The organism is Gemmatirosa kalamazoonensis (genome assembly GCF_000522985.1).
Taxonomy (GTDB): Bacteria; Gemmatimonadota; Gemmatimonadetes; order Gemmatimonadales; family Gemmatimonadaceae; genus Gemmatirosa; species Gemmatirosa kalamazoonensis.
Map to the genome: position 1 here is coordinate 1,973,806 of NZ_CP007128.1, position 25,075 is coordinate 1,998,880.

Sequence of the window (25,075 nt, forward strand, 5' to 3'; positions counted from 1 at the left end):
CCCCGCCATCGAAAAGCGCGGTCGAGACCCGACACGAGCGATGCGCGCGCTGTCCAAGTCGGGCCGGCGGTCCTATGCTAGGGCGTCTCAGCGAGAAGGCCGGACATGGCCGTCATCGATCGTGAGCGCTGGCGGAAGCTGCTGCCGCTGCTCGACCAGGCGCTCGAGCTCGCGGGCGACGAGCGAGCCGCGTGGCTCGGCGAGCTCCGCGCGCGGTCGCCCGAGCTGGCCGCCGAGCTGACGACGCTGCTCGCGAGCGAGGCGGCGGCCGACCGGCAGGGCTTCCTCGACCGCGCGCTCGAGACCGACCTGCCTAACGCGACGCGCGCCGGGGCCGAGCTGCGCGCGTATCTCCAGGCGGCGCTCGGCGAGGCGTACACGATCGAGCGCGAGCTCGGCGGCGGCGGCATGGGCCACGTCTTCGTCGCGCGCGAGAACGCCCTCGGCCGCACCGTCGTCGTGAAGGTCGTGCTCCCGCTGCTCGCCGCCGGCATCCGGGCCGAGCGCTTCGCGCGCGAGGTACGCGTGCTCGCGGCGCTCCAGCACCCGAACGTCGTGCCGCTGTTCACGGCGGGCGAGGCGGGCGGGCTGCCGTACTACGTCATGCCGTACGTGCGGGGCGAGTCGCTGCGCGCCCGCCTAACGCGCGACGGACGGCTGCCGCGCGTCGAGGCGCTCTCCGTGCTGCGCGACGTGGCGCGGGCCCTCGCGTTCGCGCACGAGCAGGGCGTCGTGCACCGCGACGTGAAGCCCGAGAACGTGCTGCTCGCCGGCGACGCGGCGGTCGTGACCGACTTCGGCATCGCGAAGGCCATCACGTCGTCGGCAGTGATCGCGTCGCCCGCCCCGCACGAGCCGACGCTCAGCGCGGTCGGCTCGACGATCGGCACGCCGGCCTACATGGCGCCCGAGCAGGCGGCCGGCGACCCGAGCGTGGATCACCGCGCCGACCTGTACGCGTGGGGCGTGCTCGCCTACGAGCTGCTCGCCGGCGTGCACCCGTTCGCGCACGCGGCGTCGTCGCACGCGCTGCTGGCCGCGCACCTGAGCGAGACGCCGGCGCCGCTCTCGCGGCACGCGCCCGATCTCTCGCCGACGCTCGCCGCGCTCGTCGCGCGCTGCCTGGAGAAGGATCGCGCACGGCGCCCACACTCGGCGCGCGAGATCCTCGACACGTTCGCGACGGTCGCCACGCCGCCCGACCGAAGCATCGCCGCGCGATGGCGGGGACGACGGCGTCTCGTACCCGCAGCGCTGGCGAGTGCCGGCCTGCTCGCGCTCGTCGGCTACGCCGTGGCGCCGCGCATCCATCGGCCGTCGGCCGCGTCGCCACCACCGACGCCACCGGCGACGGCGCCGTCGCTCGCCGTCCTGCCGTTCGAGGCCGTCGGCGGCGACACGGCGAACGCGTACTTCGGGGACGGCATCGCCGACGAGATCTCCACGGCGCTGAGCAAGGTCGGCGGGCTGCGCGTCGCCTCGCGCACGTCGGCCGCGGCGTTCCGCGCGAGCCACGACGTGGACGTACGGGAGCTCGGCCGGCGGCTCGGCGTGAGCACGGTGATCGAGGGGCGCGTCAGGCGGGCGGGGGACCGCATGCGCCTAACGGTGCAGCTCACGAGCGTCAGCGACGGCCTGGCGCTCTGGAGCGACGAGTACGAGCGACGCGTGACGGACGTCTTCCAGGTGCAGGACGACATCGCGCGCGCGATCGTCGCCGCGCTGCGCACTCGACTCCCCGGGATCGCGAGACTGCAATCGGGTCGCCCGGTGTCCGCGGCGGGCACGACGAACGCGGACGCGTACGACCTCTACCTGCGCGGCACCTACCTGCTGGAGCGCCGCGGCGGTGGCGTGGCGAGAGCGGTGGAGTACTTCACGCGCGCCATCGCCGAGGACAGCACCTTCGCGCGTGCCTGGGCGGGGCTCGCGTACGCGCTCGAGCTCATGCCGACGTTCGGCCCCATGCCGCCGCGCGCGGTCGATCCCCGGGCGACCGCGGCCGCGCACCGCGCGCTCGCCCTCGACTCCACGCTCGCCGAGGCGTACACCGCGCTCGCGCTGATGCACATGCACACCTTCCGCTGGCGGGAGGCGGACGAGGCGTTCCGCCGCGCGGTCGCCGTCGACCCCGGGTTCGCGCCGGCCTGGTTCCAGTACGGGTACTTCCTCATGCGCATCGGCCGCGTGGCCGACGCGGAGGAGCCGTATCGGCGCGGCAGGGACGTCGACCCGCTCTCGGGAACGGGCTCGACGAACCTGGCGTACTGTCTCTCGCTGCTGGGCCGATACGACGAGTCGCTCGCCGAGAGCCGGCGCGCGTACGAGCTCGACTCGTCGCTCGCCGTGGTGCACTCGATGCTCGCCGTCGCCGTGCTGCACGACGGTCGCCCGGACGAGGCGCGCGCCCTCGCCCGCGCCAAGCTCCCGATGCCCTCCAACGGCATCGCCGCGTACGTGCTCGGCGCCACCGGCGACCGCCCGAGGGCGGCGGCCATCGTCCGGGAGCTGGAGTCGCGCCCGTCGGGCGAATGGCTGGTCGCGAGGACGCTCGCGTTCGCCTACCTCGGGCTCGGCGACACGGCGCGGGTGCTGTCCGCGCTGGAGGCCTCGGTGCGCGTCGGCGAGCTGCCGGCCCTCACCCTCGTGGACCCGGCGTTCGACCCGGTGCGGCGGAGCGCTCGCTTCGCCGCGGTCGTGCGGGGCTACGGGTTGGACGAGCGCGCCTTCACCTCGCCGATCGACAGGCGTCCGCGCTAGGGCTCCGGCGGAGCGTCCTGCAGCAGCGTCTCGTGCAGGAGCAGACGCGCCTCGCGCCAGTGGCGCTGGACGGTGCGATCCGAGACCCCGCGGAGCTCCGCGATCTCGGCGAACGAGAAGCCGCAGAAGAAGTGCAGGTCCACCAGCTCGGCGAGCGCCGGTTGGAGCTCGGCCAGCTCGTCCAGCGCCGCGCCGAGTCGCTCCAGCTCCGCGGTCTCCGGCGCCGCGTCGGCCGGCGGCTCCTCGTCGGCGAGCGTGATCTCGAACTGGCGGCCCCGCTTCAGGGCGCGGCGGCGTCGCACGTAATCGATCACCAGCCCGCGCATCGCGCGCGAGGCGTAGGCCAGGAAGCGCGACCGGTCGGCGAAGCCGACGTGCCCGCGGCCCGCGATGTTGAGGTAGGCCTCGTGCAGGAGCGTCGTCGTGCCGAGCGTGAGCGCCGATCCGCCGCGCCGCAGGTTGTGCTCGGCGAGCCGACGCAGCTCCTGATACAGGAGCGCGAACAGTCGGTCGGTCGCCTCGCGGTCGGACTGGTCGGCGCGTCGGATGAGCGCCTCGAGGTCGGGCTCCACGAGTCCCAGGGTCAGTCGCCGGCCATGGCGGGCGCCAGCACCGGTGCGTCGACGGTGGCGCGAGGCAGCGTGAGCGTGAAGCACGACCCGCGTCCGATGCGGCTCGCCACCGCGAGATCGCCGCCCATGCCGCGCGCGAGATCGCGGCTGATCGCGAGCCCCAGCCCGACGCCCTCGCGCACGTTCGTGAGCGACCGATCGAGCTGCACGAACGGCTCGAAGATCTGCGCCTGCTTCTCGTCGGGGATGCCGACGCCGGTGTCGCGCACGCTGATCTCGATCCTCGCGTCGTCCAGCGCCCGCGCGCCGATCACGACGGACCCGCCGGCCGGCGTGTACCGGATCGCGTTCGACAGCAGGTTGAGCAGGATCTGCCGGAGCTTCTCGCCGTCCGCCATCGCGGCGAGGCCCGTGGTGCAGGGCACGTACTCCATCACGAGCCCGCTCGCCGACGCCTGCGGCCCGACGAGCGCGTCGAGCCCCGCGAGCACCGCATCGATCGCCACCGGCGCGAGCTGGTACGAGACGTCGCCGCGCTCGATGCGGCTCAGGTCGAGGATCGCGCTCACGAGCCCGAGCAGATGCTGCTGGCTCACCCGGATCCGGTCGAGGTCGCGCCGCTGGTCGTCGGTGACGGGCCCGTGGATGCCGAGCTCCATGAGCTCCGCGTAGCCGCCGATCGCGTTCAGCGGGGTGCGGAGCTCGTGGCTCATCGTCGCCAGGAATGCCGACTTCGCGCGGCTCGCCGTCTCGGCCACCTCGCGCGCGGTCAGCAGCTCCGTGTTGGACCGGGCCAGGGCGACGTTGGCCGCGCTGGCCTCCGCCGACTCCCGCTCGAGTGCGGCGCGCATGGCCGAGATCTCCTCCGCCATGTGGTTGAAGCTCGTCGCCAGCCGCGCGATCTCGTCGTCGCCCGACGCCCGTGCGCGGGCCTCGTAGTCGCCGCGGGCGAGCGACTCGGCCGCCGCCGTGAGCGACGCGATGGGCCGGGTGATGCGCCGGCTGATCCCCCACGTGATCACGGCACCGAGGGCGAGGAGCGCGAGACTGACGCCGGCGAGCGTGAGGACGATCGCGCGCGGCCGTGCGAGAACGCGCCGCTGCGCCAGCTCGAACACGATGACGAGCGGGGTCGCCGTGACGCCCGCTTCGGCGGTGAGGACCGGACCGACGTCCGGGCGGGTGAGCGCGACGCCGCGCGCGGTCGACTCGCGCCGCGGGGCCGTCGCCGGGTCGCCCGCCAGCGTCGACCAGAAGCCGCCATCGCGGTTCCGGTAGTACGCCGTCACCGAGTCGCCGGCGAGCTCGCGGATCGTCTGGTTGATGCGGCCGGCGGCGGCGATGCGCCGCTGCTGGACGAGGTAGCCCAGCGGGACGCCCTTCTCGAGCACCGGCGCCACCACCCAGTAGTGCACGCGCCCATGCGAGGCATAGAGCGCCCCGAGGAGCAGCGAGTCCCGGCGGACCGTCTTGCCGAGGACCGCGTCGAGCCCCTCGTGGGGGACCGGGATCGCGCGCGCGTCGGCCGAGTCGACGAAGTCGCCCTCGACGGCTCGCTGGCGAACCATGGCGCGCAGGTCGGTGCCGACGAAGGCGACGCGCTGGCCGTGGGCGGTCCACAGCTCCACCGGCATCCCCGAGTCCGCGGGCGAGACCAGTCGCTGCAGCGCCGCGAGGACCTCCGAGTCGGCCCCCGCGGTGTCGGTCGCCGTGGGCCGCACGGCGCGCTCGCGAAGCGCGCGCCGGACCGCGCTGTCCGCCGCGACGTCGCGGTACCGCGCGCGCCCCAGCCGGATGCTGGTCTCGGCGACGGTGGCGATCTCCCTGGAGGCACGCCGCAGTCGCTCGGCGGCGACCGAGGTGGCCGAGCGGGCGAGCGTGGCGTACGTGACCCCGAGGGCGGCGGCCAGCACGAGCGCCAGCACGCCGGACATCAGCACGGGCAGCCGCCACTCGAGGGAGCGGGAGCGGCGCGGCGGCGACGGTGCGCGGGGTGGGGACGCGGAGGCGGGACTCACGGGGCAGCGGAGAGGCGAGGCAGAACGCAACCTGGCGGCGTCCTGTGCACTGGACAAGCGTGCGCGCCTCCCGGGCGCCGCCTCAGCGCCCGCGCTGCGCGTCCGCCGGCGCGTCGCGCACGGCGACGACGTTGTCCGCGCCGTCGCGGTCGATCAGCTTGTGGAACGGATCGATGCCGGCGCGGGTCGGCTGCCGCGGCACGATCACGCGGATCGTCTGCCTGCCGCCGTGGATGCGGTGGCGCTTGAGGTAGAGCGGCGCGCCGCTGCCCGCGTCGGCGGCGAAGACGCCGATCTCCACGACGTCGTCCATCGGCGTCTCGGTCTCGTGGCCGACGCTGTCGGCGCGCAGCTTCCTCGCCGTCACGTCGAGCGTCACCTCGTAGGCGCCCGTGCCCGTCGGCCGCACGGACGCACGCTGCGTCTTCACGTCCCACAGCGTCACCGTCTCGAACAGATCGGTGAGCAGGTACCGCAGCGAGTCGGGCGTCACGGCGCGGAGCTCGGCGAGCAGGTCGCGCGACGTCGGGTAGGGCGGCCCGGCATCGCGGTGCTGCTCGAGGAAGCGTCGCAGCACGCCGTTCACGGTCGCCTCGCCGAGGTGGTCGCGCAGCGTGTACATGGCGACCGCGCCCTTGCCGTACGCGATGTGCGGATGGTCCTCGACGTCGAGCAGCGGAACGTCGCGCGAGAACTCGGCCCGCCGCTGGAGATAGCGGTCCAGCTGATAGGCGTAGACCTGGCGCGCGGCGTCCGGTCCGAACGTCCCCTCGGTCACGAGCATCGCGCTGTAGTTCGCGAGCGTCTCGGAGAGGAACGCGCGGCCGCGCACGTTCGCGCCTCGCAGCTGGCCGCCCCACCACTGGTGCGCGACCTCGTGCGCGGTGCCGAAGAACGCCTGGTCGAACTGCCCCTGCCTGGCGCGCGTGATGAAGAAGTCCTCGGCGAACAGCACCGCGCCCGGAAACGCGCGGCCGCCGCGCAGGCTGTACGGCGGGATCTCGACGATGCGCAGATCCGGGAACCGATACGGCCCGAACGTGGTCGTGTAGTAGTCGAGCGACGCCTTCATGCCGTGGACGATCGGGTCGAGGCTCGCGCCGTGCGCCGGGTGATGGAGGATCTGCAGCGCGACATCGTGCCACCGGTCGTCGCGCACGGCGTAGCGCGCGGAGAACACGGACGTGGCGAACCGCGTGGGCACGTCGGTGCCGTAATGGAAGTAGCGCCGGGCGCCCTGCTTCCAGCTCCTGCGCAGCACGCCCGGCACGACCGCGATCTGGTCCGCGGCGGTGCTCACGACCGTCTCGACGCGCACGCGCGGATCCTCGTTGCGCACGTCGTCGTCGTCGGCCGTCGCTCCGACGTCGTCGGGATTCGGCATGACCGCGCGCCGCTGGAGACCGAACCGCTTCCGCGCCGCGCCGTCGGACAGCTCGAACCGCGGCTGATAGCCGACGAACGGCAGCCACCGGCGATCGAAGTACGTGCCGTTGTCGACCACCGACGTCGCGATGTCCCGGCTCCGGAAGCCGCGCGGCCGATACGCCACGTCGAACGTGAGGCGCAGCGAGTCGCCGGGCGCGAGCGCACGCTGCAGCGCGAGGATCCGGTAGCCGTGCGCGTCGTCCACGAGCGCCGTCGTCGACGCGCGATCGAGCGACATCGACCGCGCGTCGATGTCCGGATCGAGGACGACGTGCACGGAGTCGATCGCGGCGCCGGTGCGGTTCACCAGGCGATACGAGCCGCGCGCGTCGACGGCCGGCGCATGCGGGTACACGTCGAGGCGCAGATCGACCGCGGCGATGCTCGGCTGCGGCGCGTCCGCGAACCGCCCGTACAGCCGCTCGTACTCGGCCTGCGGCCGTCCCGTGTCGGCCGCGGCGGAGTTCGCGTTCAGCACGTGCGTGTCGTAGAACACGAAGCCGCCTAACGCGACGATCAGCGCCGCCGCCACCCCGGCCGCGCGGGCCGTCGCGCCGCGGAGCCGCGCACGCGCGAGCGCGAAGCGATGCCCCACGCCGGGCTCGCGGCCGCGCACCCAGAACAGCACCGCGACGACGCCGAGCAGCAGCGCCCACGCGGCCCAGTACAGCTTGAACCACGTCCACGGACGGAGGAACGGGCCGAAGCCGTTCATGTCCGTGTACGTCCAGCGCGGGCCGCTGTCGAAGACCGCGAGATACGACCATCCGAGCGGACCGGCGGCGAGGCCGAGCACGCACCCGACCAGCGCGACGATGTGCCCGACGTACTTCTGATTCACGAGCACGTGCACCGTCATCGCGAGCGCGGCGAGCAGCACGTCGTGCACGAGGTTGAGGCCGAACAGCACGCGGACGTACAGTCCGAGCTCGAACCGGTAGTAGCCCTGCAGCGCCTGGAGCAGGATGCCGCCGACCATGAACGCGGCGTGGAATGCCACGATGATCGCGACGAGCGCCAGGAAGCGGCCGCCCAGCGCGTTGCCGGTCGGCACCGGCATGGCATCCGCGATCTCGGCCGCGCCGACCTCGCGGTTCTTCCATACCAGCTCGCCCGCGTAGAGCGCGATGACGAGCCACGGGATGATGATGCTTCGCTCCGACAGGACCTTGGCCACCACGAGGTGCGTGACCGGCCACGTGGACGTGTCGAACACGGTGTCGCCCACGTTCCAGCCCCACAGCAGCACGAGGCCGATGGCCGCGATGAACGCCACGGGGAACGCGCGTCCCGACATCACCTCGGTCAGCGACTGACGCGCGACGGCGAGCATCTGGCGCACGCGCGTCCACGACCCGAACACGCCCGCGATGCGCGGAACCGTCAGCGGCGACTGCCGCTCCGACGGCGCGACCGGCGGCGCGTCCACGATCGCTCGCCGCGCGCGCCCGCGGCCCTCGCCGCCGGCGTGCGCGAAGCGGAACCGCCGGTGCAGCACGGCGAGCACGCCCGACGCGATCGCGAGCCAGAGCACGCGGTTCCACAGCATCATCGGCGGGAAGCCGACGAGCCGCGCGTTGCGCTCGGCGGGCGTCCAGTACCGCGTCAGCGCGAGCAGCGCGTTGATGCCGAGAGGATCGCACAGCGTCGACAGCATCGGGCTCTCGATGCCGTTCCAGTAGTTCGCGGCGACGATGTACCCGATGAAGAAGCCCGCCGCGCCGAGGTACACCGGGATCGCCTGCCGCGTGAGCGTGCCGATCGCGAACAGGATCGCGCCGACCAGCACGAGGTTCGGCAGCAGGAACAGCAGCAGCGGCTGCACGTACGCGGCGAGGCGGAGCGGGCCTAACGCATCCGGCTCGAAGTGGCGCACCATCGTGGCGGCCGCGTTCCCGAGCGGGATCGCGACGACGACGATGGCGTTCACCGCCAGCGTCGCGAGGTACCGGCCGCCGAGGTACTCGGCCTTCCGGAGCCGTGTCGTGTAGAGCAGCGGATCCATGCCGTCGGCGACGTCGCGGATGGCCGCGTCGCCGAACAGCGCCGCCGAGACGAGCAGCCCGAACAGGCCACCGAACAGCACGACGCCGTGGGCGATCCGTGGCGCCGCGTTCACGTGCACCGCGTCGCCGCCCCCCGACTCGGCGGCGGCGCCGAGGCTCACGAACCCCATGAACAGCAGGAACGCCGCGTAGATCCACGTCGAGGGACTGCGAAGGCGGTACGCGAGCTCGTAGCGAAAGACCGTGCGCAGCCTCACGACCGGACCTCGGCGCCGGCGCCGTGGTGGCGCGCCATGACGCTGAAGTACACGTCCTTCAGATCCGGCTCGACCGGATCGAACTCCGGGCCGGGCGACGACTCGGCGTAGACGTGCGCGATCGTGCGGCCGGCGAGCAGCTTCGTGGAGATCACCGACAGCTCCTGCTCGAGCGCCGGCAGCTCGTCGCGGCCGACGGAGCGCCGCCAGATGCGGCCTCGCAGGTCGTCGATCGCGCGCGCCGGCTCCGCCTCGAGCAGGATCTCGCCGCGGTCGATGATCGCGACGCGGTTGCACAGCTCCTCGACGTCCTCGACGATGTGCGTCGACAGGATCACGACGCTTCCCTCGCCGATCTCGCTCAACAGGTTCAGGAAGCGGACGCGCTCTTCCGGGTCGAGTCCCGCCGTCGGCTCGTCGACGATGATCAGCCTCGGGCTGCCGAGCAGCGCGACGGCGACGCCGAGCCGCTGTCGCATGCCGCCGGAGAACGTGCCGACGCGCCGAGCCCGCACGTCCCAGAGATTCGTGCGCCGGAGCAGCGACTCCACGACGCCGCGCCGGACGCGCGGCTCGACGAGCCCCTTCAGCACGGCGAAGTGGTCGAGCAGCCGCTCCGCGCTCACCCGCGGGTGGAAGCCGAACGACTGCGGCAGGTAGCCGAGCGTCTCGCGCACGCGGTCCTTGTCGCGGATCACGTCGATGTCGCCCAACGCGATGGCCCCCGTGTCCGGCTCCTGCAGCGTGGCGAGGATGCGCATCAGCGTCGACTTGCCGGCGCCGTTGCGGCCGAGCAGCCCGAACATCCCCGGGGACACGTCGAGCGAGACGGCCTTCAACGCGTGCGTGCCGTTGGGATAGGTCTTGGACAGGTCGCGGATGGAGAGCTGCATGGGTCCGGGCGCGGGGAGGGCGGCAAAGGGCTTTGCAACGTAAAGTCAGGGCATCGGCCGGGCAAGCGGGCGACCGCCGCCCTCTTGTGGGACGCGTGACCGTCCCGCATTCGATGAGCATGGAGCTCATGCAGGCACCGCCCGCGACGCGCGAGCGCGTCCACGCCACGCCCGTCTACACGCCCGTCGTCACGCCGCCGCCGTCCCGGCGCGTGGTGTCGCTCGACGCGTTCCGCGGCTTCACGATGCTGTTCATGGCGTCGGAGATCCTGCGCATCCCCGCGGTGACGGAGAAGCTCCCCGGCGCCGGCGCGCACCTCGTCGGCCGCCTGCTCGACCACGTGGAGTGGACCGGCTTCGTGCCGTGGGACCTGATCCAGCCGGCGTTCATGTTCATGGTGGGCGTCGCGCTCCCGTTCTCGGTGGCGAGCCGGCGCGCGAAGGGCGAGCCGTTCGGGGCCCAGCTCCGGCACGCCGTGAGGCGCGCGGTGATCCTGATCGCGTTGGGCATCTTCCTCCGCTCGCAGACGCGCCCGCAGACGTACTTCACGTTCGAGGACGTGCTGACGCAGATCGGCCTCGGCTACGTCGCGCTGTTCCTCCTCGCGTACGCGCGACCGCGCACGCAGTGGGCGACGGCGGCGGCCATCCTCGTCGCGTACTGGGCGGCGTTCGCGCTCTACCCGACGCCGCCGGCGGGATTCGACACCGCCACCCTGGGCGTGCCGGCGGACTGGCCGCACCACCTCACGGGGTTCGCCGCGCACTGGGACAAGAACACGAACCTCGCCAACCGCGTGGACCAGTGGTTCCTGAACCTGTTCCCGCGCGAGCGGCCGTTCCTGTTCAACCGCGGCGGCTACACGACGCTGAACTTCGTCCCGTCACTCGCCACGATGATCTTCGGCCTGCTCGCGGGCGGGCTGCTGCGCCGCTCCGAGCCGGCGCACTCGAAGGCGCGCCGGCTCGTCGGCTACGGCCTCGCGGGCATCGCGTTGGGCGCCGCGCTTCACGCGCTCGGCGTCTGTCCGCTCGTGAAGCGCATCTGGACGCCGTCGTGGGCGGTGTTCAGCGCCGGCTGGTCCGCGGTCTTCCTGGCGGCATGGTACTACGTCGTCGACGTGCGCGGCCACACCCGCTGGACGTTCCCGCTCGTCGTCGTGGGCACGAATTCCATCGCGATGTACGTGCTCGTGCACGTCGGCGAGAAGTACACGGCGGAGGCGCTGCGCATCCACCTCGGCACGGCGATCTTCGACGCGCTCGGCGCGCCGTACCGGCCGATCCTCGTCGGCGCGGCCACGCTCGCGGTGTTCTGGCTCGTGCTGTTCTGGATGTACCGGCGCCGGATCTTCATCCGCATCTGAGCGCCGACGTGCGCCGCGGCCGCCTAACGCTGCTCCGTCTCGCCGCCGCGTGCGCCGCGGCGTGCGCCCCGCGGGCGGCGCCGGAGCGCGCCGTGCCGCCCGCCGACGTCCGCGCGCTCCCGAAGGTCGACGTGCACGCGCACTACCGCACCGACCACCCGGACCTCGTGCCCGCGCTCCAGGCGTGGAACGCGCGGGCGGTGCTCGTGAACGTCACCGGCGGCGAGCCGCGCGAGATCGCGCACAAGTGGGCCGACTTCCAGGCGCTGCGCGGCGCGCACCCGGATCGCTTCTTCGTCGTCGCGACGTTCGATCCGTTCCGCATCGACGAGCCGGACTTCGCGGCGAACGTCGTCGCGCAGCTCCGCGCCGACATCGCCGCCGGCGCGAAGGGCGTGAAGGTGTGGAAGGACATCGGCATGGAGGTGAAGGACGCATCGGCGCGCTACGTGCAGATCGACGACCCCCGATTCCAGCCGATCTGGGACTTCCTCGCCGCGCGACGCATCCCGGTGATGGCGCACATCGCCGAACCGCTCGCCGCGTGGCAGCCGCTGACCGAATCGAGCCCGCACTTCTGGTACTACAGTCACAACCCGCAGTATCACGCGTATGCGCACCCGGAGATCCCGCGGCACGAAGCGATCATCGCGGCGCGCGATCGATGGCTGGCGCGCAACCCGACGTTGACCGTGGTCGCGATGCACCTGGCGAGTCTGGAGTACGACGTGGACGAAGTCGCGCGGCGGCTGGACGCGTACCCGAACCTCTACGTCGAGACGGCGGCGCGCATCAACGATCTCGCGATGCAGCCGAGCGAGAAGGTGCGCGCGTTCATGATCCGCTATCAGGACCGCGTGATGTGGGGCACCGACTTCGGCGAGGGCTCGGTGAGCCGCGCCGGGCTCGAGACGGCGTTCGATCAGCACTGGCGCTACTACGCGAGCGCCGACACCGTGACGCTCGGGAGTCGACAGAGCTGGCATCGCACGGTGCGCGGGCTCGCGCTGCCGCGTGTGGTGCTCGAGAAGTTCGCGCACCGGAACGCCGAGCGCGTGCTCGCGCTCCCCGCGGCCGGAGCGCGTCCATGACGGGCGCGCTCCGAGTCGTCCCGCCGCTGCTCGCCGTCGCGCTCGCGCTGCCGCCGCGCGCGGTCGCGCAGTCCGCCTCGCCGGCGCGTCCCGCGCTCGGTGCGCTGCTCGGCGGCGCGGCCGGGGTGCTCGTCGGCGGCACCGCCGGCGCGTTCGTCGGCGGCAACCGGTGCGGCGAGCCCGCGAACTCCGACACGTGCATGCTGATCGAGGGGATCGCGACGGGCGCCGCCATCGGCTACACGTTGGGCATCCCCGTCGGCGCGCACCTGCTGAACCGCCGCCGCGGCGACCTGCGTATGTCGCTCGCCGCGAGCGCGGCGCTCGCCGCGGCCGGCTACGGCGTGCTGCGCGCCAGCGGCGTGCGCTGGAACGGCGGCACCACCCCGCGCCAGCGCCGGGTCGCCGCCGTGGTGGTGGTCTCGGTGCCGGTGCTGCAGTACCTCGCCACCACCGCGATCGAGACGGCGACCGGACGCCGTTAGGCGCACCCGTCCGGGACTCCACGTACGTGTTTCCAGAGGACTGAAGAGGGACTGAAGGAGGACTGAAGAAGGAGAACACCAGCAGAGTTGTTAGTCCTTCTTCAGTCCTCCTTCAGTCCCTCTTCAGTCCTACAAGACGACGTACGTGGAGTCGTGAGCGGCGCTCACGGCTTCACGGCTTCGGCGCGATGCGCCACAGCTCCCCGTTGTCCGCGTCGGTCACGACGTAGAGCGCGCCGTCGGGCCCCTGCTTCACGTCGCGGATGCGCTGGTTGCGGTCGGTGAGCAGCGCCTCCTCACCGACGACGCGGTCGTTCGCGAGCACGAGCCGCGTGAGCCGCATGCCGGCGAGGCCGCCGACGAACAGGTTCCCCTTCCACGCCGGGAACAGGTTCCCCGTGTACACCTGCGCGCCCGACGGCGCGATGTTCGGATCCCAGAAGTACACCGGCTGCTCGAGCCCCGCGGCCGCCGTCCCCTGGTTCGGGATCGGCTGGCCGGAGTACTCGATGCCGTACGCGATGAGCGGCCAGCCGTAGTTCTTCCCCTTCTGGATCAGGTTCACCTCGTCGCCGCCGCGCGTGCCGTGCTCGATCTCCCACAGCTTGCCGTCCGGCCCGAACGTGAGCGCCTGCACGTTGCGGTGGCCGAGCGACCAGATCTCGGGAAGCGCGCCCTGTCGGCCGACGAACGGGTTGTCGCGCGGTGCCGAGCCGTCGGGCGCGATGCGGATCACCTTGCCGAGGTGCGCGTCGAGCTGCTGCGCCCAGTGGCGCATCGGCATGTCGGAGCGCTCGCCGAAGCTCGCGTACAGCATCCCGTCGGGCCCGAACGCGATGCGCGACCCGAAGTGCATCGTGCCGTCGTACGTCGGCTGCACGCGGAAGATCACGCGCAGGTCGTCGAGCCGACGGCGGTCGGGAGAGAGCACGGCGCGGGCGATGCTCGTGCCGTTGCCGTCGCCGCGCGGCTCCGAGAAGCTGAAGAAGATCGTGCGGTCGGTGGCGAAGCTCGGGCTCAGCGCGACGTCGAGCAGCCCGCCCTGGCCACGCGCGTCCACGCCGGGCAGTCCGGCGATCGGTGGGTTCAGCTTCCCGTCGGCGTTCACGATGCGGAGGCGCCCCGGCTTCTCCGTCACGAGGAACGTCCCGTCCGGCAGCGGCTCCACCGACCACGGCTTCTCGAGGCGCCGCGCGACGACGGTGACGTCGTAGGCGACGTTCGACGTGGCGGCGCACGCGCGGTACTGCGCGGCGAACGCCGGCTGCTGCCCGCTCGCGTTCGCGGCGCGCGTCTCGAGTGGCGTGCAGTCCTTGCTGACCGGCTGGGCGACGAGCGGCGAAGCCGCGGCGGCGGCGAGGAGAACGGCGGTGCGGAGGTGTCGCATGAAGTCGCTCGCGGTCGGAGGGCGTGTGGTGTCTCGCATCATCCTAACGGGCCGCAGGCCGCTCGCGCAGTCGCGCATAGGCGAACAGCGGGTGCGCCGATGCGCGGCCGCGCACGAGCGCCGCGGCGTGCTCGCCGAGCGCGGGGCCCATCTTGAAGCCGTGCCCCGAGCCGCCGCCTAACAGCCACACGTTCTCCAGCTCGGGGTGGCGGTCGGCGAGGAAGTGGCCGTCGCTCGACGCCTCGTACTGGCACACCCGCGATTCCACGAGCGGCGCGCCGGCGAGCGCCGGGAACCGCGCGGCGAGCGCCGCACGCGCCCGCGCGAGCCCGTCGGCGCTCGGCGCGCGCTCCATGGTCGTCGGGTCGATCTCGTCGCCGGCGGTGTCGTCCGCGATCTTGAGCCCGCGCCGATCGTGCGACGCCACGCCGTAGATCAACCGCTCGCCGAGGTGCACCCACACCGGCAGCGCGCCCGCGTCGTAGCGCGCGTCGCCCGCGGGGGTGCCGAAGAAGAACGACTCCTGCCGCGTGGCGACGATTCGCCGCCCGACGACGTCGGGGAAGACCTGGCCCATCCACGGTCCGCACGCGAACACGAAGCGGTCGGCGGCGAGCGTGCCGCCGTCGCCGAGCGTCACGTTAGGCAGCCGTCCATGGGTGGCCGCGCCGGGGCGTGCCCACCCCTGGCGATACGCGCCGCCCTCGCGTACGAACGTCTCGCGTACCAGCTCGCACGCCACCCGTGCGGCGAGGAATCCCGCCGCCGGCTCGTGGAACACGGTGCGCGCGTCGCCGAACGCCATCTGCGGCCACCGGCGCGCCGCCTCGCCCGGCGACAGCTCCTCCACGGAAAGCCCCACGGCGCGCATCGGCTCGATCGAGCGGCGCACGTAGGCGTCGTCCGACGCGCACAGCCACAAGGCGCCGGTGCGGTGCAGCACTCGTCGCCCCCACGCCCGCTCCGCGTCGCGCCACAGCACGAGCGCGCGCGCCGCCATGGCGCTGTACGCCGCCTGGCCGTTGTACACCGCGCGGATCACGCGCGTCTCGCCGCCGGACGACGCGCGCGCGTTGCCGGCGCCCCACGCGTCGACGAGCGTCACGCGCAGCCCCGCGCGGCGGAGCGCGAGCGCCGTCCATCCACCGAACGCGCCCGCGCCCACCACCACGACGTGCTCGGCGGCGCTCGCGCGGGCCAGCGGCACGGCCGCCAGCGCCCCGACGAACGCGCGCCGAGTGAGGTCGTCGCTCAGCGCCGGAAGCCTAACGAGACGCCGACCGTGCGCGCCTGGTTCGTGAGATAGCCGACGCGCGCCCGCGTGCCCCGCTCCCGGTCGAGCGCGAGCAGCGCGCGCGTGTCGCCGACGTTGTTGACGTACACGGCGAGATCCCACGCCGGCCGCGTGAGCCCCGCGCGCAGGTTGACGAGCGTATACGCCGGGAGCAGCGGGTCGAAGCGGAACGTCGACTGCGTGAGCGGGCCGCCGATCGTGTTCTTGCCGAACGAGTTCAGGTCCACCGCGCCGAACCCCGCCGCGAGGTCGTCGATCTGCGTGTAGCGCGAGCCGACGTGCTGCACCGATCCGGTGACGAATCCCTGCGACGCCAGCATCGGGCGTCGCAGCGTCAGCGCCGCCGCGCCCTGCACGCGCGGCACGCTCGGCAGCCGGTTGCCGCTGGAGATGCCGGACACCACGGCCACCGCTCCCTGCGCGTTGGTCGACGTCAGCGTGGAGCGGAGCTTGGAGTCGTTGAACGTGCCGGAGAGCGACAGCGCCACGTGCTCGTTGGGCACCGCGTCCAGCTCCACCTCGGCGCCGCGGCTCACCGCCTTCGGCACGTTGAACACGAGCCGCGACGAGCACGAGCCGGCGGTCACCGTGAGCTGCAGGTCGGTGATGTCCATCGTGTACGCGGAGACGTTCAGCGACACCTTGCCGTCGGCGAGCCGCGACTTCGCGCCGACCTCGTAGTTCCACGCCTTCTCGTCCTGCCACGAGTTGCGGCCGCTGAACGTGGCGAGGTCCGTCTGCGTGCACAGCGGCACGTTCAGTGGGTCGTTGATCCCGCCGAGCCGGAATCCCTTCGCCACCTGCGCGTTCAGCGTGAGCGCGTCGCTCGCCTTGAAGCTCGCGATCACGCGCGGCGCGACGCCGTTCGCCTTCGTCGTGCCGGGGTTCGACACGAGCGTCTTGCCGTTGTCGTCGTTGCCGAAGATGCCGTCGAAGAACTGCGTGCGGTCCTCGTCGAAGCGATACCAGCGCACGCCGCCCGTCACGTCCAGGCGATCGGTCGCGCGGAGCGTCGCCTCGCCGAACGCCGCCGTCTGGTTCATGTCGTACGACAGATCGGAGTAGAACAGCTCGTCGGTGCGCGCGCGCGCAGTCCCTTCGACGGCACGCCGGAGAGCGCGGTGAACCCGTTCACGATGAGGCTCTGCCCGTACTTGCGCTTGTTGCCGGCGTAGAACCCGCCGAGCAGCCAGCGCACGCGGTCCGTGCCGCCCGCGAGCCGCACCTCCTGCGTGAACACGTGCACCGTCGTCTTGTCGTCGAGCGGCGCGTTCAGCGTGTAGACCGCGGCCGGCAGCCCGATGCTCCCGCCGGTGATGCTCGACGTCAGCGCGCCGGCGTCGCGCACGACGAGGATGTCGCGGTACGTCCAGCTCGTGACCGATGTGAGCCGCGTGCCGCCGACGTCGTACGACGCGTTCAGGTCGCCGAGCGTGAACTTGTCGGTGAACGGCTCGGGGATCTGCGTGAACTGCTGCCGCGCGCCGAGCGTGACCGAGGGGCGCGTCGTGGTATACGGGTTCGCCAGGATGTTGAACGCGTCGATCCGGTTCCACCCGTTCATCTTCACGTCCTGATACACGATGCGCGGCACGAGCGTGAGATGCTCCACCGGGTCGAGCCGCAGCGCCGCGCGCACGCCCGCGCGTCGTCCGTCGTTCACGGCTTTCTGCACGGCGTTGCCCGGCTGCACGGCCTGCATGAAGCCGGGGAGCTGATTGAAGTAGCCAGCCACGCGCGCGGCCGCGCGGTCGCCGAGCGGCGTGTTGCCACCGAGCTTCACGGTCGCGCCGCCGTTGCCGCCGTCCGCGTAGTTCGCGCCCACCTCGCCGAACGCGCTGCGCAGACCGAGCTCCGGCTGATTCGTGATGTAGCGTACGGTGCCCGACAGCGAGCCCGCGCCGAACAACGTCCCCTGCGGCCCGCGCAGCACCTCGACGCGCGACACGTCGAACAGGTCGAGGTCCGGCGTGAACAGCGACAGCGAGATGGGCACCTCGTCGAGATACGCGCCCACCTCCTCCTTCACGCCGGGCTGGTCGCGCGCGATCTGTCCGGCCGACGCGCCGCGGATCGCGACCTGCGACTGTCCGGGCCCGAGGTTCTGCACGCTGAACCCCGCGACGTTCGCCGCGATCGCCTCGATGTTCTCCGCGCCGCGCTCGCGCAGCACGCTCGCCGTCGGCGCGGCGATGGAGAACGGCACGTCGGCGAGCTGCTGCTCGCGCAGCGTCGCCGTGACGATGACCTCGTGCAGCGGCAGCACGTCGAGCGCGAAGTCGACCGGCGCGTCGCTCGGCACGCGCACCTCCGCCCGACTTCCGCGTCGATAGCCGATGAGCGACGCGGTCACGGTGTAGACGCCGGGCGCGAGGCCGGACACGCTGTACGTGCCGGTCGCGGTCGTGGTGCCCGTGCGGGTCGCGCCGGTGGCGGTGTTGCTCGCCGCGACCACCACCGATGCGAGTGGCGCGCCACGCGAGTCGTGCACGGTGCCGGTGATGCGGCTCGTCGGCGACTGCGCGTGGGATCTGTCTGCTGCTGCGACGGCGACCGCTGCCACGAGGATCCAGCGCCATCTGCGAGTCCAGGGCATGGGAGACCTCCTTGCCGGGATCGTGGGCTCGTGCCGCGTGCCGATGCGCAGCTACTACAGCATGCCGTGGCGAGTTGTCAATCGTGCGGTGGTGACGCGCTCATCAGCTCGCGGTGGATCCGGCGCTCGAACCGGTCGTGATGCGGCGCTCGCGCGTTAGGCGCCGGTCGCGGTGACGCGCGTCGCGGTTTCGGCGGCGCATGGCGCTGCGCTTGCACGAGAGCGCCGCGTCGCACTTCGGAGGGAGCGATGGCGGAGGTGCTCGTGCAGTTCCAGACCGTGATCACGGCCCCCGACGGCCGGCGCTTCGTGCCGAGCGCCTGCGGCCGGGAGGACGGTCACGTCTGGGTGGGATGGCTCGAGTTCGCGCCGGCGGACGGCGGCGACGACGCGCTGCGCACCGGCCGCGAGACCGTGCAGCCGAACCGTGACCACCTGATGTACTGGGCGCAGGGGCTGACGCAGGTCTTCCTGGAGGGCGCGCTGTCGCGCGCCCTGGGCGGCTCGGTGCGCGTCGAGCGCGAGGTCCCCGTGCGCCCCCGTTTCGAGGGGCCCGCCCCGTCGGCGATCCCCGAGCCGCTGCCGGCGGCCGCGCGCCTGCGTCCGCGGCCGGTGCTCGACCCGTTCGCGACGTTCGTGCAGGGACGGGACGTGCTCCTCAGCGAGCTCGGTGCGCTCGACACCGAGCGGCTGCGCGACATCGCGCTCGCCTATGGCTTCGCCGAGGACGGGTCGGCCGAAGCCGCCGGGCGGGAGGAGCTCGTGTCGTCGATCATGCGCGGGGTGCAGCGGCCGGCCGCGGGCTCGGAGCTCGACGCGCGTTGACCTGAGCGCGGCGGCGAAGGTCGTCGCAACCCGGCGCGGTCCGCCTGCGTAGGACCGCCATGCCTCAGGACCGCGCCGACTTCCGTCCCGACCTCGAAGGGCTCCGCGGGCTCGCGATCCTCCTCGTCGTGTTGTTCCACGCCGAGGTCGCGGGACTCGCTGGTGGCTTCGTCGGGGTGGACGTCTTCTTCGTCCTCTCCGGCTTCTTCATCACCGGGCTGCTCGTCCGCGAGTACGCGAACGAGGGCACGGTGGACGTTCCCGCATTCTACGGCCGGCGCGCGCTGCGGCTGCTGCCGCCGCTGTTCCTCGTGCTGCTCGCCACACTCGCCGCGGTGATGTGGCTGTGGGCGCCGATCGACCGGGCCGAGATCGCGTCGAGCGCTCGCGCGGTCGCCCTGTCGTGGGGGAACGTCGCGTTCGCGAGCAACGCGGTGGACTACTTCGGCTCGCGCGAGAACCCGCTGCTCCACACCTGGTCGCTGGGCGTGGAGGAGCAGTTCTACCTCGTGTGGGCGCCGCTCGTGCTCGTGGTGGCGCTGCTCGCCGAGCGGCGCCGCGCGGCGGTCGGCGGCGAGCGCGACGCCGGACTGGCGAAGGGGCTGCTCGCCGGCTTCGCGGTCCTCGGCGTGGCGTCGCTCGCCGGCTGCATCTGGCTCACGCGCACCGCGCAGCCGTGGGCGTTCTTCGGCACGGCGACGCGGCTGTGGGAGTTCGCGCTCGGCGGCGCGCTCGCGGTCACGATCGACCGACGGGCCGGCGCGCACGCGTTCGGCACCGTGCTGCAGGTCGCGGGTCTCGTCGCGATCGGCGTCGCGGTGGCGACGTACGACCGCATCACGCCCTATCCGGGCACCGCGGCGCTGCTGCCGGCGCTCGGGGCGGTGGCGCTCGTGCTCGGCGGCCGCGTCGCGCCGGAGAGCGTCGTCTCGCGCGCGCTCGGGGCGAGGGGGCTGCGCTGGCTCGGGCGGCTCTCGTACGCCTGGTACCTCTGGCACTGGCCCCTCGTCGGGCTCGGCGCGGTGTTGCACCCCGACCTCGGGGTCGGCGGACGGCTGGCCTGGTCGGCGGCGGCGCTCGGGCTGGCGTGGGTGACGTACACGTTCGTCGAGCGGTCGGCGCGTGACGGGCAGCTCGCGCGCATCCCCACGCACTGGCTGCCGGGTGCCGCGCTCGCCGCGAGCGTCGGCGCGGCGCTCGTCGCGCACGGCGCGACCCGGGTGGCCGAGCGCCAGGCGAGCCGTCCGGATCAGCGGGCGTTCGCGGCGGCGCGCGACGACCGCATGCGCCACGAGTGCTGGGCGAGCGCGGACCGGGCGGCGGTCGGTCCGTGCGTGTTCGGCGACACGAGCTCGCGGACCACGGTGGTGCTGTTCGGCGACTCGCACGCCGAGCACTGGCTCGGCGCGCTCGACCGGGTGGGGCGCGAGCGCGGGTGGCGGATCGCGCTCATGGTGATGGGTGGGTGCCCGGTGGCGGACATGCCGGAGCAGGGCGGCACGCGCGCCAAGCGCTCGTCGGCGTGCGCGCGACACCGCGAGGCGACCATCCAGCGCATCATCGCGATGCGGCCGACCGCGGCGGTGCTGTCGAGCTGGGACCATTACGTCCCGATGAAGGGGCGACCCACGCCGTGGCAGGTGTCGTCGGACGTGTGGGAGCAGGGGCTGCGGCGCACGTACACGCGGCTGGCCGGTGCGGGGATCCCGATCGCGGTGGTGCGAGGGACGCCCCGCACCTGGTTCGACGTGCCGGCGTGTCTGTCGCGGCGAGCGGCGAGCCTGCCGTTCGCGGGGGAGTGCACGTACGATCGCGCCGCGTCGCTGTCCGAGGTGGCGGCGTCGGCGCAGACGGCGGCGGCGCGCGGGCTCCGCGTGCGGATCGTGGACATGAACGACCAGATCTGCGCGACCCCGCGCTGCGGCGTCGTGCGGAACGGCGCGATCGTGTTCACCGACGACAACCATCTGACGGCGAGCTTCAGCCGGTCGGTGGCGCCGGTGTTCGGCGCGCGGCTGGCGGCGGCGCTCGGAGAGCTCGGCGCGCGCCTGCCCTGAGGTCATCCGGTCATCGGCACACCGTGCCGCGAAACGCGTCGCCCCCGTGTCCAGCCGTGAGGACGCGGGGGCGATTCGTATCGCTGTGCCACAATCAGCGCAACACGCGCGCCGGTTGACGACGGGATGTACACGCGGATAACGTGGCGCACCGGATGTGGACCGGGACTGTGACCCCCGTCCGCTCATCCGGGTCTCCCACACCGAAGCCGGCCCGAGCGCCGGTCCTACCACGACACGACGTACACGTCGGCAGCGCGCCGCGCCGAGCAGATGCTCGGGACGCGTAGCAGCGCGCCGGCGCGCAGTTAGACGCGGAAAACCGTTCGCGTACGGCAGCCGCCGTGCGCGGTCGCGCATTGCGAGACGTCGTACCAGGCGTACAATTGGCGCCGGACTGTCCAGGCTGCCTCGACCATATCGAGGGCCGGACAACGCCGACGCGTGCCGTCGTTTCCACGTGCCTTCGCCCCGAAGTCGGCCTGCGCTCGAGGCGAGCCTCTCTCCCCCTCCTACCACCTCGGACACCCCGAAGTTTCACAAGGTTGCAGGTCCGTCCCGTCGCAAGGCTCGCAGTCGCCCGTGAACTCCTCACCCCCAGGGGCAGTGACATGAGGTTTCTCCGTACCCACTCCACCTTCTGGTTGGCCGGCGTGCTCGTGGCGCTCGGTTCGGCCGGAAGGGCAGCCGCGCAGGCGCCGGCCACGATCAACGGCCGCGTCACGTCGGATGCCGGCGTGCCGTTGCCCGGCGCGAACGTGATCATCACGGAGCTGAACATCTCCGTGGGCACGAACGCGCAAGGCGGCTTTACCATCCAGATCCCCGGTGCCCGCGTGAACGGGCAGACGGTCCAGCTCCGCGTGCGCTCGGTCGGCTTCCAACCGACGAGTCGCCCCGTCGTGGTGCGGAGCGGAACGCAGACGATGAACTTCGAGCTGAAGACCGACGTGCTCCGGCTCTCCGAGGTCGTCGTGACGGGCGTGGCGGAGGGGACGGAGCGCGCGAAAGTGCCGTTCTCGGTCGGCCGCGTCACCGCGGCCGACCTGCCGGTCCCGGCGCTCGATCCGATGAAGGCGCTCGCCGGCAAGGTGGCCGGCCTGCGCGTCGCGAACACCGGCAGCGGCCGCCCGGGCACCGAGCCCGAGATCCAGCTGCGCGGCCCGACGTCGATCAACGCGACCGGCCGCTCGAACGGCCCGCTCATCATCGTCGACGGCGCGATCATGAACGTGGGCAGCCTCTCGGAGCTCGGCGGGCTCGACATCGAGTCGGTCGAGGTCGTGAAGGGCGCCGCCGGCGCGTCGCTGTACGGCACGCGCGCGGCGAACGGCGTCATCACGATCACGACGAAGCGCGGCTCGAGCGCCGGCCAGGGCATCCGGTTCGGCGTGCGGAGCGAGTACGGCTTCAGCGACCTGAACAGCATCAGCTACGGGATGCCGCTGAACCACCAGCTCCAGCTCGACGAGACGGGCACCCGCTTCTGCGTCGCCGGCTCGCAGAACGTCGCGCCCTGCTCGCGCACGGTCGACTGGATGAAGGAGATCATGCGCATCAACAACGTGAACGCGGACACCACGCGGACCCCGGTCTCGCTCCAGTGGAACGCGCTCACGGTCGGCGGCGGCGAGCTGACGAACGTCTTCCAGTCGCAGATCTGGCCGGGCCGCTACTTCAACCCGCTCGCCCAGGCGCTGCAGCGCAACCCGATCACGCTGAACCAGGTGGACGCGACCGGGACGCTCGGGGCGGTCCGCTTCTACGTCAGCGGCTCGTATCAGGACGAGAAGGGCGCCATCCGCGGGCTCGACGGGGCGCAGCAGCGCCGCGCGCGCGTGAACGTCGACTACGACATCCGCCCCGACCTCAACGTCTCGGTCAGCACGCTGTACGACAACGGCGCGACCGACAACCGGAACGGCGGCGCCGACGGCGGCTCGATCTTCGGGCAGATCCTGCGCGGCATCGCGATCGGCACGGACATGCAGGCGCGCGACACGCTCGGCCGCCTGCTCGTGCGCTCGGGCGGCGCGAACCTCCGCAGCCCGACGGGGAACGGCGGCGCGACGGTGCTCTACGACACCGAGAACCGCATCTCCGACCAGACGTCCGACCGCTACCTCGGCTCCATCACGTCGCGCTACACGCCGGCGGAGTGGGTCACCGTCGAGGGCACGTACGCGTACGACAGCCGCTCGCGCGTGCAGCGCGCGTATCGCATCAAGGGCTATCGCACGACGAGCATCTCGGCGGCGAACAACGCCGGTAACCTGAGCTTCGACAACCGCTACGACCGCTCCATGAACGGCTCGCTCACCGCCACGCTGCGCAAGCAGCTGCGGAGCGATCTGTTCGGGAAGCTGACGTTCCGCGGCCTGTTCGACGACTACCTGCTGCGCACTAACGGCCTCTCGGCCGAGCAGTTCGTGGTGAGCGGCATCTACCGCGCGGACAACGCGACGGCGAACAAGGACATCAACTCCAGCCGCGAGCAGGTGAAGAACGTCGGCTGGGTGACCGGCGCGTCGCTCGACTTCAAGGACCGCTACACCGTCGACGGCTACTTCCGCTACGACGGCAGCTCGCTGTTCGGCTCGGGCAACCGGTGGGCGCCGTACGGCCGCATCTCCGGCGTGTGGCAGTTCTCGAAGGAGCCGTTCTGGCACATCGGGCTCATCGACGATGCCCGCGTCCGCGCGTCGTACGGCACGGCCGGCACGCCGCCGCGCTTCTCGGCGCAGTACGAGACGTACAACATCGCGGCGACGGGCCCGTCGCTCGGCCAGGCCGGCAACTCGAAGCTCCGCCCCGAAGTGACGGCGGAGACGGAGGTCGGTCTCGATTTCACGCTGCTGCACAAGGTCGGCCTCGAGCTCACGCACGCGCGCGGCACGACGAAGAACCAGATCCTGCCGGTGAACGCGCCCGCGGCGCTCGGCTTCGCGACGCAGTGGCAGAACGCGGGCACGCTGCAGAACATCACGTGGGAGCTGGTGGCGAACCTCCCGGTGATCCAGAAGAAGGAGTTCAACTGGTCGATGCGCGGCTCGTGGGATCGCACGCGCACGTACATCACCGAGCTGTTCGTGCCCGACTTCGTGATGGACGCCGGCACGTCGCAGGGCACGGCGAGCCTGTTCCACGTCACGGCGAACCGCGCCAAGAGCAACGGCTTCCCGCAGAACCGCCTCGGCAACATCTGGGGGCGCAAGTTCTATCGCACGTGCGGCGACCTGCCGCAGTCCGTGCAGGGGCAGTGCGGCGACGGCAAGCCGTTCCAGCGCAACGACCAGGGCTACATCGTGTGGGTCGGCCAGGGCAACACGTGGCGCGACGGCATCACGAAGAACCTGTGGTCGACGTACCTGCCGAAGGACCAGTCGCCGTGGAACTGGCCGCTGTACTTCGGACACCCGATCGTCGATCGCCCGCTGAAGGGTGAGCCGAACGAGGGCGTCGGCATCAACCAGGTGATCGGCAACGCGCTGCCGGACTTCCGCCTCCAGTTCTCGAACACGGTGCAGTGGAAGCGGCTCACGCTCTATGGTCTCGTCGACGGCACGTTCGGCCACGACGTGAACAACCAGGGCGAGGCGTGGGGGCTGCTCGACCTCAGCTCCTCGGAGTTCGACCAGGCGAACAAGACGGTCGAGACGGCGAAGCCGGTGGGCTACAGCTGGCGCGCGGGCTACACCGACGGCGCCGGCACGGGCGGGTTCTACGACCAGCTCGGGCCCAACAACTACAACGTGGAGGACGCGTCGTTCGCGAAGCTCCGCGAGGTGAGCCTCACGTATCACCTCGGCAAGGTGCGCGGCGTGGGTGACTGGACGTTCGGCGTGATCGGTCGAAACCTGCTCACGCTCACCGGCTACTCCGGGCTCGACCCGGAGGTCGGCGCGACGTCCGCCAACAACGGTGGCAGCGGGACGAACGGATCGGGCTCGGGCCTGATCAACCAGGTCGACGCGTTCAACTTCCCGACGCTCCGCTCGTTCACGTTCACCGTCTCGACGCGCTTCTAGGAGCTGACCGA

15 protein-coding genes are annotated in these 25,075 nt (G+C 72.2%); 7 read left to right on the forward strand and 8 right to left on the reverse strand.

The annotated features are described in order from the left end of the window. Window positions 1-105: 105 nt before the first annotated feature. Window positions 106-2,760 carry a protein kinase domain-containing protein gene (locus tag J421_RS08610; protein WP_025410773.1) on the forward strand — a complete coding sequence of 885 codons (2,655 nt, stop codon included), beginning with the start codon at window positions 106-108 and terminating at the stop codon, window positions 2,758-2,760. Here J421_RS08610 and J421_RS08615 read toward each other — a convergent pair. The 4 genes from J421_RS08615 to J421_RS08630 form a co-directional block, all read right to left on the reverse strand. Continuing rightward, window positions 2,757-3,332, reverse strand: coding sequence for an ECF-type sigma factor (locus J421_RS08615; protein ID WP_025410774.1), 576 nt, complete (start codon window positions 3,330-3,332; stop codon window positions 2,757-2,759). The genes J421_RS08610 and J421_RS08615 overlap by 4 nt on opposite strands. Before the next feature lie 11 nt (window positions 3,333-3,343). Further along, a complete protein-coding gene (locus J421_RS08620; RefSeq protein WP_236646308.1) occupies window positions 3,344-5,266 on the reverse strand; it encodes a sensor histidine kinase in 1,923 nt (640 codons plus the stop codon). Window positions 5,267-5,432: 166 nt separating this feature from the next. Then, complete coding sequence (locus J421_RS08625) at window positions 5,433-9,041, reverse strand: ABC transporter permease/M1 family aminopeptidase (protein ID WP_025410776.1); 3,609 nt, start codon at window positions 9,039-9,041, stop codon at window positions 5,433-5,435. Continuing rightward, window positions 9,038-9,934 carry an ABC transporter ATP-binding protein gene (locus J421_RS08630; RefSeq protein ID WP_025410777.1) on the reverse strand — a complete coding sequence of 299 codons (897 nt, stop codon included), beginning with the start codon at window positions 9,932-9,934 and terminating at the stop codon, window positions 9,038-9,040. The genes J421_RS08625 and J421_RS08630 overlap by 4 nt, the downstream gene beginning before the upstream one ends. A 113-nt stretch (window positions 9,935-10,047) precedes the next feature. Here J421_RS08630 and J421_RS08635 point away from each other — a divergent pair, with 113 nt between their 5' ends. Genes J421_RS08635 through J421_RS08645 form a run of 3 tightly spaced genes read left to right on the forward strand, consistent with a single transcriptional unit; the run spans window position 10,048 to window position 12,877 of the window. Continuing rightward, on the forward strand, window positions 10,048-11,301 hold the full coding sequence (locus tag J421_RS08635) for an acyltransferase family protein (RefSeq protein ID WP_025410778.1): 1,254 nt from the start codon (window positions 10,048-10,050) through the stop codon (window positions 11,299-11,301). An 8-nt stretch (window positions 11,302-11,309) separates the two neighbouring features. Then, window positions 11,310-12,392, forward strand: coding sequence for an amidohydrolase family protein (locus J421_RS08640; RefSeq protein ID WP_025410779.1), 1,083 nt, complete (start codon window positions 11,310-11,312; stop codon window positions 12,390-12,392). Continuing rightward, window positions 12,389-12,877, forward strand: a complete 489-nt coding sequence (locus J421_RS08645; RefSeq protein WP_025410780.1) for a hypothetical protein — start codon at window positions 12,389-12,391, stop codon at window positions 12,875-12,877. The genes J421_RS08640 and J421_RS08645 overlap by 4 nt, the downstream gene beginning before the upstream one ends. Window positions 12,878-13,049: 172 nt before the next feature. Here the strand turns inward: J421_RS08645 and J421_RS08650 are convergent, their stop codons facing one another. Genes J421_RS08650 through J421_RS08665 form a run of 4 tightly spaced genes read right to left on the reverse strand, consistent with a single transcriptional unit; the run spans window position 13,050 to window position 18,154 of the window. Next, window positions 13,050-14,264 carry a PQQ-dependent sugar dehydrogenase gene (locus tag J421_RS08650; RefSeq protein ID WP_025410781.1) on the reverse strand — a complete coding sequence of 405 codons (1,215 nt, stop codon included), beginning with the start codon at window positions 14,262-14,264 and terminating at the stop codon, window positions 13,050-13,052. A 43-nt stretch (window positions 14,265-14,307) separates the two neighbouring features. Then, the gene (locus tag J421_RS08655; protein ID WP_025410782.1) at window positions 14,308-15,471 is read right to left on the reverse strand and encodes an FAD-dependent oxidoreductase; all 1,164 of its coding nucleotides are present in this window, start codon (window positions 15,469-15,471) and stop codon (window positions 14,308-14,310) included. A 44-nt stretch (window positions 15,472-15,515) separates the two neighbouring features. Continuing rightward, window positions 15,516-16,601, reverse strand: coding sequence for a TonB-dependent receptor domain-containing protein (locus J421_RS08660; protein WP_104022416.1), 1,086 nt, complete (start codon window positions 16,599-16,601; stop codon window positions 15,516-15,518). Beyond that, a complete protein-coding gene (locus tag J421_RS08665; protein WP_104022417.1) occupies window positions 16,598-18,154 on the reverse strand; it encodes a TonB-dependent receptor in 1,557 nt (518 codons plus the stop codon). The genes J421_RS08660 and J421_RS08665 overlap by 4 nt, the downstream gene beginning before the upstream one ends. Before the next feature lie 249 nt (window positions 18,155-18,403). Between J421_RS08665 and J421_RS08670 the strand changes: the two genes are divergently transcribed. The 3 genes from J421_RS08670 to J421_RS08680 all read left to right on the forward strand — a co-directional run bounded on the left by J421_RS08670 (window position 18,404) and on the right by J421_RS08680 (window position 25,064). Continuing rightward, entirely contained in the window at window positions 18,404-18,979 is a 576-nt protein-coding gene (locus J421_RS08670) for a hypothetical protein (protein ID WP_025410783.1), read from the forward strand. A 59-nt stretch (window positions 18,980-19,038) separates the two neighbouring features. After that, the gene (locus tag J421_RS08675) at window positions 19,039-21,036 is read left to right on the forward strand and encodes an acyltransferase family protein (RefSeq protein WP_025410784.1); all 1,998 of its coding nucleotides are present in this window, start codon (window positions 19,039-19,041) and stop codon (window positions 21,034-21,036) included. Window positions 21,037-21,647: 611 nt separating this feature from the next. Next, complete coding sequence (locus J421_RS08680; RefSeq protein ID WP_104022418.1) at window positions 21,648-25,064, forward strand: SusC/RagA family TonB-linked outer membrane protein; 3,417 nt, start codon at window positions 21,648-21,650, stop codon at window positions 25,062-25,064. Window positions 25,065-25,075: the final 11 nt, after the last annotated feature.

Bases quoted from the DNA above. Each gene is read 5' to 3' on its own strand.
- J421_RS08610 (WP_025410773.1), top strand. From the start codon at position 106: ATGGCCGTCATCGATCGTGAGCGCTGGCGGAAGCTGCTGCCGCTGCTC.
- J421_RS08620 (WP_236646308.1), bottom strand. From the start codon at position 5,266: ATGTCCGGCGTGCTGGCGCTCGTGCTGGCCGCCGCCCTCGGGGTCACG.
- J421_RS08630 (WP_025410777.1), bottom strand. From the start codon at position 9,934: ATGCAGCTCTCCATCCGCGACCTGTCCAAGACCTATCCCAACGGCACG.
- J421_RS08635 (WP_025410778.1), top strand. From the start codon at position 10,048: ATGAGCATGGAGCTCATGCAGGCACCGCCCGCGACGCGCGAGCGCGTC.
- J421_RS08645 (WP_025410780.1), top strand. From the start codon at position 12,389: ATGACGGGCGCGCTCCGAGTCGTCCCGCCGCTGCTCGCCGTCGCGCTC.
- J421_RS08650 (WP_025410781.1), bottom strand. From the start codon at position 14,264: ATGCGACACCTCCGCACCGCCGTTCTCCTCGCCGCCGCCGCGGCTTCG.
- J421_RS08660 (WP_104022416.1), bottom strand. From the start codon at position 16,601: ATGAACCAGACGGCGGCGTTCGGCGAGGCGACGCTCCGCGCGACCGAT.
- J421_RS08665 (WP_104022417.1), bottom strand. From the start codon at position 18,154: ATGCCCTGGACTCGCAGATGGCGCTGGATCCTCGTGGCAGCGGTCGCC.
- J421_RS08670 (WP_025410783.1), top strand. From the start codon at position 18,404: ATGGCGGAGGTGCTCGTGCAGTTCCAGACCGTGATCACGGCCCCCGAC.
- J421_RS08675 (WP_025410784.1), top strand. From the start codon at position 19,039: ATGCCTCAGGACCGCGCCGACTTCCGTCCCGACCTCGAAGGGCTCCGC.
- J421_RS08680 (WP_104022418.1), top strand. From the start codon at position 21,648: ATGAGGTTTCTCCGTACCCACTCCACCTTCTGGTTGGCCGGCGTGCTC.